Origin of the sequence: Streptomyces sp. NPDC014995, from assembly GCF_043080745.1 — a bacterium.
Classification (GTDB): Bacteria; Actinomycetota; Actinomycetes; order Streptomycetales; family Streptomycetaceae; genus Streptomyces.
Genome location: NZ_JBIBVX010000026.1, coordinates 1 through 15,290, shown reverse-complemented (window position 1 = coordinate 15,290; position 15,290 = coordinate 1). Strand labels below are relative to the sequence as shown.

General features: G+C 74.4%; 12 protein-coding genes. 6 read left to right on the top strand and 6 right to left on the bottom strand.

Annotated features, from left to right (window positions below):
• Positions 1–1,039: 1,039 nt before the first annotated feature.
• Positions 1,040–3,325 carry an N-acetylmuramoyl-L-alanine amidase gene (locus ACF1A1_RS36730; protein ID WP_392006158.1) on the top strand — a complete coding sequence of 762 codons (2,286 nt, stop codon included), beginning with the start codon at positions 1,040–1,042 and terminating at the stop codon, positions 3,323–3,325.
• 136 nt (positions 3,326–3,461) lie between these two features.
• Positions 3,462–3,962, top strand: a complete 501-nt coding sequence (locus ACF1A1_RS36725; protein WP_392006156.1) for a hypothetical protein — start codon at positions 3,462–3,464, stop codon at positions 3,960–3,962.
• 49 nt (positions 3,963–4,011) lie between these two features.
• On the opposite strand, the gene ACF1A1_RS36720 is transcribed toward ACF1A1_RS36725, so the two are convergent.
• The 4 genes from ACF1A1_RS36720 to ACF1A1_RS36705 all read right to left on the bottom strand — a co-directional run bounded on the left by ACF1A1_RS36720 (position 4,012) and on the right by ACF1A1_RS36705 (position 8,388).
• A complete protein-coding gene (locus ACF1A1_RS36720; RefSeq protein WP_392006154.1) occupies positions 4,012–4,497 on the bottom strand; it encodes a DUF6174 domain-containing protein in 486 nt (161 codons plus the stop codon).
• A 198-nt stretch (positions 4,498–4,695) separates the two neighbouring features.
• On the bottom strand, positions 4,696–5,538 hold the full coding sequence (locus ACF1A1_RS36715; RefSeq protein WP_392006152.1) for a PaaX family transcriptional regulator C-terminal domain-containing protein: 843 nt from the start codon (positions 5,536–5,538) through the stop codon (positions 4,696–4,698).
• Positions 5,539–5,590: 52 nt separating this feature from the next.
• The gene (locus ACF1A1_RS36710) at positions 5,591–7,039 is read right to left on the bottom strand and encodes a hypothetical protein (protein ID WP_392006150.1); all 1,449 of its coding nucleotides are present in this window, start codon (positions 7,037–7,039) and stop codon (positions 5,591–5,593) included.
• Positions 7,036–8,388 carry an MFS transporter gene (locus ACF1A1_RS36705; RefSeq protein WP_392006148.1) on the bottom strand — a complete coding sequence of 451 codons (1,353 nt, stop codon included), beginning with the start codon at positions 8,386–8,388 and terminating at the stop codon, positions 7,036–7,038. The genes ACF1A1_RS36710 and ACF1A1_RS36705 overlap by 4 nt, the downstream gene beginning before the upstream one ends.
• A gap of 210 nt (positions 8,389–8,598) precedes the next feature.
• On the opposite strand from ACF1A1_RS36705, the gene ACF1A1_RS36700 reads away from it, so the two are divergent.
• The 3 genes from ACF1A1_RS36700 to ACF1A1_RS36690 all read left to right on the top strand — a co-directional run bounded on the left by ACF1A1_RS36700 (position 8,599) and on the right by ACF1A1_RS36690 (position 11,483).
• Positions 8,599–9,414, top strand: coding sequence for a hypothetical protein (locus ACF1A1_RS36700; RefSeq protein WP_392006146.1), 816 nt, complete (start codon positions 8,599–8,601; stop codon positions 9,412–9,414).
• A gap of 181 nt (positions 9,415–9,595) precedes the next feature.
• On the top strand, positions 9,596–10,225 hold the full coding sequence (locus ACF1A1_RS36695; RefSeq protein WP_392006144.1) for a sigma-70 family RNA polymerase sigma factor: 630 nt from the start codon (positions 9,596–9,598) through the stop codon (positions 10,223–10,225).
• A gap of 205 nt (positions 10,226–10,430) precedes the next feature.
• Positions 10,431–11,483 (top strand): NAD-dependent epimerase/dehydratase family protein, encoded by a 1,053-nt coding sequence (locus tag ACF1A1_RS36690; protein WP_392006142.1) that lies wholly within the window; start codon positions 10,431–10,433, stop codon positions 11,481–11,483.
• Positions 11,484–11,791: 308 nt separating this feature from the next.
• Here ACF1A1_RS36690 and ACF1A1_RS36685 read toward each other — a convergent pair whose 3' ends face one another.
• Positions 11,792–12,904, bottom strand: coding sequence for a sensor histidine kinase (locus ACF1A1_RS36685; RefSeq protein WP_392006140.1), 1,113 nt, complete (start codon positions 12,902–12,904; stop codon positions 11,792–11,794).
• A 317-nt stretch (positions 12,905–13,221) separates the two neighbouring features.
• On the opposite strand from ACF1A1_RS36685, the gene ACF1A1_RS36680 reads away from it, so the two are divergent.
• Positions 13,222–14,325 carry a winged helix DNA-binding domain-containing protein gene (locus tag ACF1A1_RS36680; protein ID WP_392006138.1) on the top strand — a complete coding sequence of 368 codons (1,104 nt, stop codon included), beginning with the start codon at positions 13,222–13,224 and terminating at the stop codon, positions 14,323–14,325.
• Positions 14,326–14,444: 119 nt separating this feature from the next.
• Here the strand turns inward: ACF1A1_RS36680 and ACF1A1_RS36675 are convergent, their stop codons facing one another.
• On the bottom strand, positions 14,445–15,092 hold the full coding sequence (locus ACF1A1_RS36675; protein WP_392006136.1) for a LysE family translocator: 648 nt from the start codon (positions 15,090–15,092) through the stop codon (positions 14,445–14,447).
• Positions 15,093–15,290 lie beyond the last annotated feature (198 nt).

Genomic DNA, 15,290 nt, shown 5'->3' with positions numbered 1-15,290 from the left:
TGGGCGGGGTGTTCGGTGGGTCTGCCGTGATCTCGTGTCGGCCGCCCTGCCCGCGGTTGTTCGTACGCCGGGCGTCCGGGTGGGCCGGCCGGGACGTCCGCGTCGGCCGTCGGTGTCGGTGGGGTCGCTCGTGGGCGGGGTGTTCGGTGGGTCTGCCGTGATCTCGTGTCGGCCGCCCTGCCCGCGGTTGTTCGTACGCCGGGCGTCCGGGTGGGCCGGCCGGGACGTCCGCGTCGGCCGTCGGTGTCGGTGGGGTCGCTCGTGGGCGGGGTGTCCGGCGGGCCGCCGTGATCTCGTGTCGGCCGCCCCGCCCGCGGTTGTTCGTACGCCGCGCGTCCGGGTGGGCCGGCCGGGACGTCCGCGTCGGCCGCCGTGCCGGTGGGGCCGCTCGCATGCCGGGCGTCCGGTGGGCCGGGTGGCCGGGGCGAGGTCGGCCAGGCCGCGGGCTCGTGGGCGGGCTCAGCCCGCAGCCGTGGGTGACCGCCGACGGGCGGACGAGTGTCCGTCCCCTCCCGAGAAGGTGCTCGGCGACCCGTTCGGCGTGCGGACATCCGTCCGCGCCCCGGCCCGCCACCGGAGATGGCCGCGCAGTGCTCGGCGCACGTCGTCCCCATGACCGGAGTCCGCGACGGCGACCGCCTCGCCGGCCGGTCGCGCAGGGCACGCGGCCTCGGGTGGGGCGCGCGGACGTCCGGCCGCTGTGCCCCGAGCGCGTCGTGCCGGCCGTCGCCCCGGACGACGGCCGCTCCTTGACCGGCGCCGACGCCGACGCTGCCACCGTCGGCTGCGCGCCCCTGTCGCGCACACCCCGCCGAGCCCCCTTCCGTCCCGTCCCACCACCCGCGCGACGTGAGGACGCGACAGCCCGTGGCCCGTGCCGCGGCCCGCACGTCGCAGTGATCTGCGTCACCGCAGCCCCTTAACCCGTGACGGCAGGTGGCCGCGGCGCGCTGAACACGGCGGGTCACCCCAGTGACGGGAGTGGCCCACGTGTCTTTCTTCCGCGGCCCTTCCCGGCCTTCTGTGGGGTGTTTCGTTCATGAGTCGTCGTTCGCACGCGTACCGACCGCTGAGCCTGAGACGGAGGGCTTGGCTGACGCTCGGCGCGGTGATCCTGGGCGGCGGCGGTGTGGTGACCTACGCGGTCGCCAGCCCCACCGCCGGTTCCGGCGCCGCGGCCCGGGCCAAGCGGCCGGTGAAGGTCTACGACCTCGCCCTGCGGGGCACCGCGGGCGACAAGCGGGAGCTGGCGCGCACCGACACCGAGCAGTTCTCGATGCTCGGCGTCTCCTGGACGGGCGCCACCCAGCGGATCGCCGGGACGGCACAGGTGCGCACCCGCAGCCGTGAGACCGGCGAGTGGAGCGCCTGGCAGGACCTCGGCCTGGACGTCGACCCGCTGGAGGACCCCGGCCCCGGTGTGCGCGGCGCGTCCGAGCCGCTGTGGGTCGGCTCCTCCGACGGCGTCGAGGCGCGGGTCGTCCGCAAGAGCGGCGCCACCGGTCCGCTGCCCAAGGGCCTCGAGGTCAACCTGGTCGACCCGGGCGTGGTGACCGACGCCGAGGCCGAGGCCGGCAGCGACGACCCCGAGCCCGCCGCGTACGTCGCCGAGGAGACCCCCGGCGCCACGTCCGCCGCGCCCACCGACTCGGGCACCCCGGCGGACGGCACGACGGCGACCCCGGCCGACACCGCGTCGACGGCGACCGCCACCGACTCGGCATCCGCGTCCCCGTCCCCGTCGGCCTCGGCCTCGGCGAGCACGTCCCCCAGCCCCTCGGACACCGTCCCCTCGGCGCCGCCGTCCACCGTGCCCCAACCGCCGGTCACCTCGCGCGCCGGCTGGGGCGCGGACGAGTCCATCAGCCCCGACGCGCCCGAGTACAACGCGGACGTCAAGGCCGTCTTCGTCCACCACACCGACGGGTCCAACGACTACTCCTGCGCCGACTCGGCGTCGGTCGTGCGGAGCATCTACGCGTACCACGTGCAGGTCAGCGGCTGGAAGGACATCGGCTACAACTTCCTGGTCGACAAGTGCGGCACGGTCTTCGAGGGCCGCAAGGGCGGCATCGACCGTCCGGTGCTCGGCGCCCACACCTTCGGCTGGAACCGTGAGTCCACGGGCATCGCGGTGCTCGGCGACTACACGGCCACCAGCGCATCCAAAGCCGCGCTGACCTCGGTCGCCCGCGTGGCGGCCTGGAAGCTCGGCCAGTACGGCGCCGACCCCGCCGGGACCGTCCAGCTCACCGCGGGCGCCACCCAGAAGAACTACTTCGGCACCGGCTTCACCACCGGCGGCAAGTACACCTTCCAGCGGATCTCCGGACACCGTGACGGTTACAACACCCAGTGCCCCGGCGGCTCCCTCTACACCCAGCTGCCGACCGTCCGCGCCTGGGCGGCCGGGCCGGTGCAGGGCCTGAAGGTCACCTCGGTCGGCGGCGCGGGCCTCACGGGCTCGACGTACTACACCAAGGGCTCCGTCACCGTGGGCTGGACGGCCACCACGCCGGCCTCGCTCATCTCCAGGTTCCAGGTGCTCGTCGACGGCACGGCGGTGGCCACCGTCCCGGGAACCGCCACCTCCGCCGGCGTCACGCTCGCCGCGGGCAGCCACACCGTCGCCGTACGGGCCGTGCACCAGTCCGGCAGGGTCACCACCACCGCCGCGCTGAACGTCGTCGCGGACACGACCGCACCGACCTTCCCGACCGCCCCGAAGCTGTCCCTGCGCACCGGCACCGTCAACACCAGCGCCGTCCCGGTCACCCTGGGCTGGAAGGCCGTCGACGACAAGGCGCTGCGCGAGGTGAGGCTGCTCGCCCCCACCACGGCCACCTTCGGCCCGGCCACCACCGCCTCCGGCCGCACCGCCGCCTCCGGCACCGCGACCACCTGGTCGATGCGGGCCTACGACTACGCCGGCAACTACCGCACGGCCTCCGCCTCCTACACCCCGGTGATCCTCCAGGAGACCTCGGCGACCAGGTCCGGCACCTGGACCGCGCGTTCCTCCACCGGCTACCTCGGCGGCAAGTCCTACTCCAGCGGCGCCAAGGGCGCGAGCCTCACCTGGACCTTCACCGGCCGCTCCGCCTCCTGGGTGGTCTCCCGCGCCTCCACCTCCGGCCAGGCGTACGTGTACGTCGACGGCACGAAGGTCGCCACCGTGGACCTGAAGTCCGCCACCACCCTGTACCGACAGGCGATCTGGACCAGGACCTGGTCGACGAGCGCCAAGCACACCGTCAAGATCGTCGTGGTCGGCACCAGCGGCCGGCCCACCATCACCACCGACGGCCTCGTGTACATCAAGTGACTCCGCACCCGTGGGGGATGTACCGGGGATGTACCGGTGAACATCCCCCACGGGCCGTCCGTACCCCTGGGCAGTCGTACGCCCGGCCGCGCCCGTGCGGCCGGGCACCGTCGGGGACCGGAATACGGAGAGGTACGTGGCACAGCAGCCGCAGCGAGGACACACCGGCCGAACCCTGTCCACCGCCCGCCTGGCGCGCGGCGCGGCACTCCTCGGAGGCCTGGTCCTGCTTCCGCTGGCCACGGCCTGCGGCGGGGACACGGAGAGCGCCGCCCTGAACAGCGACCCGTCGAAGATCACCGCCGCCCCCGCGGCCGGCGTCGTGGCCCCGGCGAAGGTCGAGGTGATCGCCGGCCTGACGGGCTGCCAGGCCGAGATCCGCGTCGAGGCGGACGAGCTGCGCGAGGGCGTGTGCCACACGGAGACCGCCGACTACCTGATCACCACCTTCCCCGCGGAGAAGTACAAGCTGGCCTGGCTGGACGCCGCCGGCGTGTACGGCGGCACGTATCTGGTCGGCGAACGCTGGGTCGTCAGCGCGAAGCCGGAGACGCTGCAACGCTTCCGGCCCAAGCTCGGCGGGACCATCCGGCAGCTGCGGGGAATCGGCCCCACCCCGGCGCCCGGCGCGTCCTAGGGGCTGTCGTCAAACTCCCGCCTGCCCCGCGGGAGTTTGACGACCGCCCCTAGCGGACGCCGGACCGGCCGGGCGACGGCTGGTACGCGCTGATGAGGTACAGGGCCTCGTCGTCGATGGCGTTCTCGTCCCAGTCCAGGGAGATCCGCACCGGGTGCCCGTCCGCCGCGTACTCCGCCTCGGCGGTGTGCGCGTCGTCGCCGCGGGCCTGCTCCAGCCTCTCCAGCAGGCCGCCGATCGTGGGCGCCTGGCCGGGTACCTCCCGCGCCGCCCGCCGGCTGTCCTCGTCGAGCCCGACGACCTCCGCCACGGCGCCGTCCCGGACCTCCACCCGGAACGTACCCGCCAGGACCTGGGTCCGCGACGTCAGCGTGTAGGTGTAGGAAGCGGGTTCCTCCCAGCCGGGCCCCGTCGGCGTGCTCCCCCCGGCGGATCCCCGGGACGCCCCCGAGCCACAGGCGGCCGTCGCGCACAGCAGGGCGCCGATCAGCACGGCGGCGGAGACGGGACGGGGCCTCGGCGGAACGGCGGTCATGGTGGCTCTCCTCGGATCGGTTACGGCTGTGACGCCGACGGACCCGGGAACGTTCACGGCGACGCGGGCGAGCCGCTTCGGGACTGGACGTCGCAGCCCCTGTGGTGGCCGGTCTCCAGGTGCAGCCTGAGCAGCCACGGTGTGAACACCGCGGACGCCGACGGGGCCCCCGCCTCGCCCTGGCGCCGGACTCCGTCGCTAGCGCGACGGGCTCGTCTCCAGCAGTTCGCGGGCCATGTGCCGCGCGGGCGCGGCGGTCTCTTCGGCGACGTGCCGGAAGGTTTCCTGGGCGGGGCGGGCCGGCCAGGCGGGGGGAAGGTGCCGGGCGGGCAGCCGGGGGTCCGTGCGGATGGTCCCGAGCCATTCGCTGACCAGCCGCAGCCGGGTGCCGATCGGGTCGTCTCCGGCCCCGGCGTTCAGATGGGCGGTCCAGCGCTTGTCGAAGGTGACGTAACGGGCGGCGATGCTCTCCAGGTCCCAGGTGTCGCGGATCATCAGCTCGATGTCGGTGGCCTCGTCCGCCCGGGCGTGGAAGATCTTGACGTGGGCGGCGAGCCCGAGGTCGGAGACGACACCGGCGACGTCGACCTTCCCGGGGGCGATCCACAGTCCGCTGTACAGGGCGCCGAACCCGGACCAGGTCAGCCGTGAACGCAGGTCGTGGCGCTGGCGTTTCCAGGAGTCCGGGAGGGAGAAGCCCAGCAGGGTCCAGGCGCCGTCCCAGTCGTCGTTGACGGCGCCCTGCTTCCAGATGCGGGTGCGGCCGTCCTCCAGGACGCGGGTCGCCTGCGGGGTCAGACCGAAGTACATCCTGCGGCCCTCGCGCTGGCGCCGCAGCAGACCCCGGTTGACCATGCGGGTCAGCGTGGAGCGTACGGCCTGTTCACCGACTCCGGCGCGGCCGAGGACGTCGATGATGCTGCCCGAGTACACGCACAGGTCCCCCTCGTCCAGGACGTGGTTGCCGAAGAAGGCGAGCATGAGCGACTGCGGGCGCGGCTGCGGGCCGTCCGAGGTGTCCAGGATGTCGTCGTCCTCCACGCAGGCAAGCGTACGGCCGCCCGCCGACGGCGCGGCGGGCGGCCGTACGGCGTCACCGGCCGTCGGCGGGGTGGGCAAGGTCGTACGGCCGCGGGTACGGGGCGGGACGGTGGGTGACGTACCGGGCGGGGGACGCGGGATCTGCCGCGGCTGCCCGGGAGTTGAGGGCCTGCGGGTCGGTGCCGTGCCAGCCGCCGGTGGTGAGACGGTCCTCCAGGGTGTGCAGGGCGGCGAGTTGTTCGCCGGGACTGAAGGTGCAGTGGCCGGCGTTGTCGACGTACGCCTGCCGCAGCAGGGGCGCCGACCCGGCGGCGGTGACCGCCCGGCGCAGGGCGCTCTCCGTCTGGACGGGGACGAGGGCGTCGCCGATGGTGTGGACGGAGAGCTGCGGCTTGGTCAGCCGGCCGGTGAAGGAGCTGGTCCGGCTCATCCACGCGACGGCGGCCGGGTCGGCGCCGACGCGCGGGGCGCGGTTCAGGGCGGCCAGGTCGCCGCGCAGGGAGAGCCCGGCCTTCTTGTACAGCTCGGTGACCTCCTTGCGGACGGAGGACCGGCCGAGCAGCGCCGCGTAGTCGACCCCGGTGTTCCAGGACATGGTGCCGCCGGCCCGGCTCTCGGCCTCCTGCCGCCAGGTGAAGGCGGCGGTGTTCAGCAGGCCCTTCACGGCCGGGTACTGGTTGGCCTGCTGCGTGTCCCAGTCGGTCGCGGCGGGCCGGGTCTGCGTCGGCTGGTTCCAGACCGGGATGTTGTGCAGGGCGGCGGCCAGCGCGATCCGGGCCCGCCCGGCGGCCGTCGACTGCGCCGAGTCGACCACGGCCGTCAGGGCCTTCGCCGCGTCGGCGGCGGCCGCCTGGTCCGGCAGCCCGGTCAGGGGGATGTCGGAGCCGGGCGCGAGGAGCGTCCTGAGGGCGAAGACCGGGTCGAGGGTGTTGTTCCAGTTGGCGACGCCGCCGTGGACGAGACCGCACAGGGACAGCGACCCGTCGATCCGGTCCGCGTGGCGCTCGGCGATGGCGGTGGTGACCAGACCGCCGTACGACCTGCCCCAGGCGATGGTGCGACGAGCGGCGCCGAAACGGTCGCCGAAGGCGGACAGGGTCGCGAGCTGATCGGGTACCGCGTCCGTCACCGCCCAGCCCGTGGTGGCGTACGAGGATCCGATGAGCGCGTACCCGCGCTCCAGCAGGAGGGCCTTGGTGGCCTCGTCGGGCGCGTCCTGGGCGGGGTTGGCGGCGCCGGCCGGGACGTAGCCGTGGCTGAAGAGCAGGACGGTGCCGTTCCAGTCGGCGGGCACGTCCATCAGGTACGTCGCGCCCGACGGGAGCCCGCCCTCGATGCGGCTCGTGGTGGGGGTGGCCGCCACGGCCGGGGCCGGTGCGGCGGTGACGGCGAGCAGCAGGGCCGCGGCGCAGGCGGCGCGACGGGCGGCGCGCGTGCGCGGGCGTGTCCGGGGACGGGGGCGGGAGTGCGTCCGGGGGTGGGGGCTGGTGCCGGTCGTCATGCCGGGACTTCCTCCGTGTGGGGGGTGGTGGGGCGCTCGGTGGCGTCGGTGAGGGACGTCCGGCTGGTCTCGCGTACGCAGCAGACGGTCACCGCGGTGATGGCGGCTCCGCCGCAGAGCAGCAGGGCGACGGGGGTGCTGCCGCCGCTGGCGGCCACCAGGCTTCCGGCGATCATCGGCGAGAAGCCGGCGCCGATGAGGGTGGCGCCCTGGTAGCCGAGGGAGGCTCCGGTGTAGCGGACCCGGGTGCCGAACATCTCGGTGAGCAGCGCGCCCAGCGGGCCGTACATCGTGGACTGGGCGATGCCGTGGCCGAGGACGACGGCGAGGATCAGCAGACCGGGCGACCTCGAGTCGACCAGCGCGAGGACGGGGAAGGCGAGGGCCGCCGAGGCGACGGCTCCGGCGAGGACGACCGGGCGGCGGCCGATCCGGTCGGAGAGCGCGGAGGCGCAGGGCAGGACGACGAGGGCGACGCAGGCGGAGACGGTGAGGGCGGTGAGCACCTGCGGGCGTGCGTAGCCGATGCCGGTGGCGTACGCGATCAGGTAACTGGTCAGCAGCGACTGGGCGGTGAAGGCGCCGATGCCGACACAGCAGGCCAGCAGCAGGGGGCGCGGGTGACGCAGCACGTCGAGGATCGGCAGCCGCGCCTCGGCCCGGTCCTTCTTCACCTCGGCGAACAGCGGGCTCTCGACGACCTTGAGCCGGACGAAGAGTCCGACGCCGAGCAGCACCACGCTGAGCAGGAACGGCACGCGCCAGCCCCACGCCGCGAACTGGTCCCTGGGCATGGCGACCACGAGGGTGACGACGAGCGAGGACAGCAGGGAGCCGAGCGGGGCTCCCATCTGCGTGAAGCTGGACCACAGGCCGCGGCGCCGCTCCCCGGCGTGCTCGACGACCATCAGGGTGGCGCCGCCCCACTCACCGCCGATGGCGATGCCCTGGACGACCCGCAGGGTGATCAGCAGGACCGGCGCCCAGACGCCGATCGTGTCGTACGTGGGCAGCAGGCCGATGAGGAAGCTGGCGCCGCCCATCAGGCCCATGGTGAGCAGCAGCATGAACTTGCGGCCGAGCCGGTCGCCGAAGTGCCCGAAGACGATGCCGCCGAGCGGCCGGGCGACATAGCCGGCGGCGAACGTGCCGAACGCGGCGACGGTGCCGACGGCGGGATCGGCGCCGGGGAAGAACAGTTCGCCGAAGACGAGGGCGGCGACGGTGCCGTAGACGAGGAAGTCGTAGAACTCCACGGCGGTGCCGAGCAGTCCGGAGAGCGCGACCCGGCGCAGTTGCCGGGTGCGTTCGGGGGCCGTGGACGGTGATGCGACGGGGGACGTGGGCATCGCGGTCTCCCTTGACCGGGGGAAGGACACCGTGAACTTAGGCTCGCAGGTGACTGCCGTCAATAAAGTGCACAACATTCGCTCGCGTGTACACGTCGGTGTCCGCCCCGACGCAGTGGCCCGGATCACGCCGGCCGGGCTGAGTGCGGGGACGGGGCGACATCCGTATCCACCGCTGACGACCAGCGCCCGGATGCGAGGATGAGCACCGTGACAGCAGGGTGGTGTTCGCGCACGTTACGGGCCGCGGTGTTCGCGGCCGTGTGCGTGCTGCTCGCCGCCCTGGGCCACGTCCTGATGTCCGGCGACGACGTCCCCGCCGGGGTGCTCGGGGCCGGCCTGGCCGTGACCGGCGGCACCGGCTGGTGCCTGGCGGGCCGTGAGCGCGGACTGCCCCTGATCGTGGCCGTCGTGGTCGCCGCGCAGACCGCTCTGCACTCGGCCTTCTCCCTCGGCCGGCCGGCGTCCGGGAGCACCGGCTCCCCGGGCGGGGACGGCCCGGCCACGGCCCCCGTGGACTCCGTGGACTCCATGGACATGGGCACGGCCATGGCCATGGGGTACGCGGGCATGGGTCACCCGCCGGTGAGCCACCCGGGCATGAGCCACACCGGCATGGGCTCCGTGGATCACCTGGGGCACGTCACGGGAGGCGTCGGCTCGTCGTTCGCCGGCATGCTCGCCGCCCACCTGCTCGCCGCGCTCCTGACCGGACTGTGGCTGGCGTACGGGGAGAAGGCCGCCTTCCGCATCCTGCGGGCCGTGGCCGGACGGCTGGCGGCGCCGCTGCGGCTGCCGCTCGCCCTCCCCGCCGTCCCGGACCGCCCGCGCCTTCGCCCGCGCCGCCCCCGCTCGGAGCGGAACCCCGGCCCGCTCCTGCTCGTCCACGCGATCGTCTCGCGCGGTCCGCCGTGGGGACCGCTGTCGTCTGACGACAGCCGGTATCCCGGGCCGCCCCTGCGCGCCCCGGGCCTCGGCCGTACGCCCGCACGGGTGCCGTCGCGGCATCGCGCCGCGGCGCCCTGACACCACCGCGCCGCAGCCCCGCCCCGTAGCGCTGCCACCGCGCCGCAGTGCCGTACCAGTGCCACTGCGCCACCGCACCGCAGCGTCACCGCGCCGTCGTAGGGCCGACTCCTCACTCACCGGACCGTCCGCGCCCTCGCGCGCCCCCGGTCCGGGTCACGGATCCCGAGAAGGACACCAGGTGATCATCTCTGCCCTGCCCACCGCACCCGGCGAAACCGGCGGACCGGTCGCGGCCGACGAGTCGGCAACCGCCTGGGCGCTCGCCGCCCGGGGCGGTGACGCCGACGCCGTCGAGCAGTTCGTCCGCGCCCTGCACCGCGACGTCCAGCGCTATGTCGCCCACCTGTGCGCCGACCCCCAGGCGGTGGACGACCTGGCGCAGGACACCTTCCTGCGCGCCCTCGGCAGCCTGCACCGCTTCGAGGGGCGTTCCTCGGCGCGCGCCTGGCTGCTGTCCATCGCCCGCCGGGCCGTCATCGACAGCCATCGGTACGCCGCCGCCCGGCCCCGGCCGGCCGACGTACCGGACTGGCAGCTGGCCGTCGAACTGTCCCAACCGCGGGGCCTGCCGGGTTTCGACGACGGCGTCGCCCTGCTCGACCTGCTGGCCTCGCTGCCGGACGAGCGCCGGGAGGCGTTCGTCCTGACCCAGATGGTCGGTCTGCCCTACGCGGAGGCGGCCGAGATCAGCGACTGCCCGGTCGGCACGGTCCGCTCCCGCGTGGCCCGTGCCCGGGCGACCCTGATGGACCTGCTGACCGACGAGGCGGACGAGGCGGACGAGCGCCCCGCCGTGCCGGCGGCCTGAGCGCCTGACCGGGGTGGACGGGCGGGGCGGGCCTCGGCTCGCCACGGCGCGGTGCGCCGGCGGCGGCACGGTGTGCGGGGACCGCCGGGTGCCGCCGCCCCCGGCCCGCCGAAGACGGGTGCGGGAGGACGGAAGGGCTTACGAACCCCTGACGTCCTCGTGCCGGGCGGCCCGCCGCGGGGCCTGCGGGCCTACGGTCGGTGGCATGTTGATCCTGGTCACCGGAGGCGCGGGCTTCATCGGCTCGCACATCGTCACGGCCCTCATCGGCGCCGGGCACGAGGTCCGCGTCCTCGACGCGCTGCTGCCCGCCGCGCACCGCACGGTCCCGCCGGTCCCCGACGGGGTGGACCGGCGGCACGCCGACGTCCGCGACGGGGAGGCCGTGGCCGACGCCCTGCGGGGCGTGGACGCCGTCTGCCACCAGGCCGCGATGGTCGGTCTCGGCAAGGACTTCGCCGACGCCCCGGACTACGTGGGCTGCAACGACCTCGGCACCGCCGTGCTCCTGGCCGGTATGGCCCGAGCAGGGGTGCGGCGCCTGCTGCTGGCGAGTTCGATGGTGGTCTACGGCGAGGGACGGTACGCCTGCTCGCGCCACGGCGCCGTACGGCCCGGCCCGCGCCGGGTGGCGGACCTGGAGGCGGGGAACTTCGAGCCTCCGTGCCCGCACTGCGGTGAGCCGCTGACCGCCGGCCTGGTGGGGGAGGACGCCCCGGCCGATCCGCGGAACGTGTACGCGGCCACCAAGCTGGCCCAGGAGCATCTGTCCGCCGCGTGGGCGCGGGCGACCGGAGGGCGGGTGGCCGCCCTCCGCTACCACAACGTGTACGGCCCGGGAATGCCGCGGGACACCCCGTACGCGGGCGTCGCCTCCCTGTTCCGGTCCGCGCTCTCGCGCGGCGAGGCCCCGCGCGTCTTCGAGGACGGCGGGCAGCGGCGGGACTTCGTCCACGTCCAGGACGTCGCCGGCGCCAACCTGGCGGCGCTGGACGGCGTGGACCGTCTTCCGGAGGGCGGCCTGCGGGCGTACAACGTCGGCAGTGGAGACCCCCACACGGTGGGCGAGATGGCCGCCGTACTGGCCGAGGCGTACGGCGGGCCGACGCCGGTCGTCACGGGCGAGTACCGGCTGGGCGACGTCCGCCACATCACCGCCTCCTCGCAGCGGCTGCGCGACGAACTGGGCTGGAAACCGCAGGTCGCCTTCGCGGAGGGGATGACGGAGTTCGCGACGGCGCCCCTGCGGGCCGGGTGAACTCGCCCGGTTGACGGTGGCCGGCTGCCAGTTCCCGCTTCCCGGCTGCCGGGTCCGCATTCCGGTTGCCGGTTCCCGCTTCCGCGGTGCCCGGGTGTCGGCGGCGCGCCCCGCCCCGCCTCCCGCCGGGCCGGTCCAGCTTTCCGCTCGTCCTCGGATCGCAGCGGGCGGGTGAGTCTCGAACCGGCGGAGTGTGCGCCCTCGCCGCCGTCCTCCCGCGATCGCGACGGACGGCAAAGACCTCCCGGCCCGTTCAGACGCGGCCGCCGGGCCGGCCCCGCTGCCTCGTCGTCCTCGGGCCGTCGTCCTCAGACCGCTGCCGGCAGGTGCACCTCGAACCGGCAGCCGCCCGGAACGTTGCGCACCGCCGCGCGTCCCCGGTGGGCCTCCACGATGCCGCGCACGATGGCCAGGCCGAGCCCCGCGCCGGCCGGCGGGGTGCGGGCGTCGGTGCCGCGCCAGCCGGTGTCGAAGACGCGGGGCAGGTCCTCCGGAGCGATCCCGCCGCAGCCGTCGGTCACCGACAGCACGACCCGGTCGGCCTCACGGCGGGCCGCGACGGCGACCGTGCCGTCGGCGGGCGTGCGGCGGATCGCGTTGACCAGCAGGTTGGCGAGAACACGGGACATCTCGCGGCCGTCGACCTCCACCGGCACGGGCTCGACTCCGTCGCCCACGAGCCGTACGCCGTGTTCCCTGGCCAGCGCGTCGACGCCGGCGATGGCGTCGCCGACCAGGTCGTAGACCGACATCCGGGCCGGGGACAGGGCGAGCACGCCCGCCTGGATGCGGGAGAGCTCGAACAGGTCGCTGACCATGGCGCTCATGCGCCCGACCTCCGTGCGGATGCGGGTGTGGTAGACGCGGGGATCGTCGACCATGCCGTCCTCGAGGGCCTCCGACATCGCCTGCAGGCCGGCCAGCGGGGTGCGCAGGTCGTGGGAGATCCACGCGACCAGTTCGCGTCGAGAGGCCTCCAGGGCCTGCTCCCGCTCCCGGGAGGCGGCGAGCTTGGCGCTGGTGGCGGCCAACTGACGGCTCAGCTGGGCCAGTTCGGCGGTGGGTGCGGCGACGGGCGGAGTGAAACTGCCGTCGTCCCCGAGGGCACGGGTGGCCTCGGCCAGCTCCCGGCTGCCCTTCACGACACTGCGGCCCAGCAGGAGCGCCACGACGAGCGAGACGACCGCGGCCATGGCGCACACCGTCGTCACCACCCACAGGTCGTGGTCGGACAGGAACATCGCCCAGGACACCAGCATCGTTCCGGCGAGCATCGCCGCCACGGTGACGGCGGCGACCACGGCCAGGGACACGGCGACGGACCGGTTCCGCAGCGCCCGCAGGGCCGCCGCCCCCGCCAGGCCGGCGCCCGCCGCGCCGATCGCCGCGTAGAGGGCGATGAGAAGCGTGTCACCGATCATGGCCGACCTCGGCTTCCCGCGACCGGTCAGGGCCGACACGGCAGCCCGGCCGCCGCGCGGGGACGGCGACGGTCGACGGCACGCCGGACTCCCGGAGGGTGAGAGACGGTTCGGATACGTGTTCCACCCCACGAGTCTCACACCATGATGCCGCCGTGGGCGCAAGCACCGGAGCGACGTCAGCGGTCCGTAAGGAGACGGCACCCGTTATGACCGCTTTGCATCCGTAGGTGGGCGAGGTGATCGCCGCCCGCCTCGATGAACGGGCCGAGAACAGCGGACAGAAACTGTCCTCAATGCCCTCTAACCTGCGGGGCATGACGAAGACGACGTCCACGGCCCCCGTGCTCGGCACCCGCGCCCTCAACCGCGCGACCCTCGCCCGGCAGCTCCTCCTGCGCCGTAGCCCGCTGTCCGCGAAGGCCGCCGTCGGGCACCTCCTCGGACTCCAGGCCCAGAACGTCAAGCCGCCGTACTACGCCCTCGCCGCCCGCCTCGACGGCTTCGCCCCCGAGCAGTTGTCGACGCTCATGGCCGGCCGCGAAGCCGTCCGCATCGTCACCATGCGCTCGACCATCCACACCCACACCGCCGACGACTGCCTCACCCTGCGGCCCCTGGTGCAGCCCGCCCGTGACCGTGAGCTGACCACCTTCCGCAAGGGCCTCGCCGGCGTCGACCTCGACCGCCTGGCCGCCCTCGCCCGCGACCTCGTCGAGGCCGAACCGCGGACCATGAAACAGCTGCGCGAAGCACTCCTCGCCGAGTGGCCCGACGCCGATCCGCAGGCCCTCGCGGTCGCCGCCCGCTGCAAGCTCCCGCTCGTCCAGGTCACCCCGCGCGGGCTGTGGGGCAGGAGCGGCCAGGTCACGCTCACCACCGCCGAGCACTGGCTCGGCCGCCCCGCCGAACCCGCCCCGACGCCCGACGCCACCGTCCTGCGCTACCTCGCCGCCTTCGGCCCGGCCTCCGTCAGGGACATGCAGACGTGGGCCGGCCTGACCCGCCTGCGCGAAGCCTTCGAACGCCTGCGCCCGCGGCTGCTGACCTTCCGCGACGAGAACGGCGTCGAACTCTTCGACCTGCCCGACGCCCCCCGCCCCGACCCCGGCACCCCGGCCCCGCCCCGCTTCCTCCCCGAGTTCGACAACCTGCTCCTCTCCCACGCCGACCGCACCCGCGTCGTACCGGCCGACCACCGGGGTCGCAGCTGGCAGGGCAACCAGGCCTACCGCACCCTCCTCGTCGACGGCTTCCTCGCGGGCGTGTGGAAGCCGGAGCGGGACGCCCTCGTCGTCGAGCCGTTCGGCACGCTCACGAAGGCCCAGCGGGAGGAGGTGACGGCCGAGGGAGCGCGCCTGTGGAAGACGATGCACGGGGAGTCGTCGTACGACATCCGCTTCGGGAGCGTGATCCCGTAGTTCTCGGTCTCGTAAAGTCTCGTACATCCAGTAGATCCGGTGATCCGGTGATCCAGCGGTCAGCGGTCAGCCGGTCAGTGGTCAGCCGGTCGGTGGTGGACCGGTCGCCGGTGGACCGGTCAGTCCGCCCGGCCCGTCACCGCGACCGTCACCCCGAGGCCGACCATCGTGCAGCCGCCCGCGCCGCCGATCAGGGACAGCCGGCGGTCGGACCGGGCGAACCAGGTGCGGGCCGCCGACGCCGTCAGGCCCCACAGGGTGTCCGTGACCAGGCCGATCGAGATGGGCACCAGGCCGAGGAGGAGCATCTGCAACGGTACGTGCCCGGCCGAGTGGTCCACGAACTGCGGGAGCACGGCGGCGAAGAACACCACACCCTTCGGGTTGGTGACACCGACCAGCACACCGTCCAGGACCGTCCGCAGGTCACCGCGGGCCGGGGCCTCGGGCGCCGCCCGGATCGCCGACGCCTTCAGCTCCCGCCGGTGCCGGAAGGCCCGGACGCCGAGGTACACGAGATACGCCGCGCCCGCCAGCTTCACCGCGAGGTAGACCGTCACGGAACGCTCCACCACCGAGCCGATCCCGACCGCCACCGCGACCACCAGCAGGTACGAGCCGACGACGTTGCCGAAGGCCGTGGCCACGGCGGTGCGGCGGCCGTGGGCCAGCGCCCGGCCGATGACGAACAGCACGCTCGGCCCCGGAATCACGATCACCAGCAGCGACATGGCCGCGAAGGCCAGGAAACGGTCCGTGGACACCATGCCCGTCACCCCCCGTCCGGCGCCCATGGAACCACGCCGTCCGCGGTCCGGGACAGGGAACCGCGGCAGCTCGCCCCCGTCATTACCCCCCAGGACGGGAGAGGGCATGGAGAGGGGGGGGGGGGGGGGGGGGGGGGGGGGGGCGCCCCCCCCCCCCCCCCACACAACACCAGGGGGGCGGGGGGAGGTAAGGGGAAA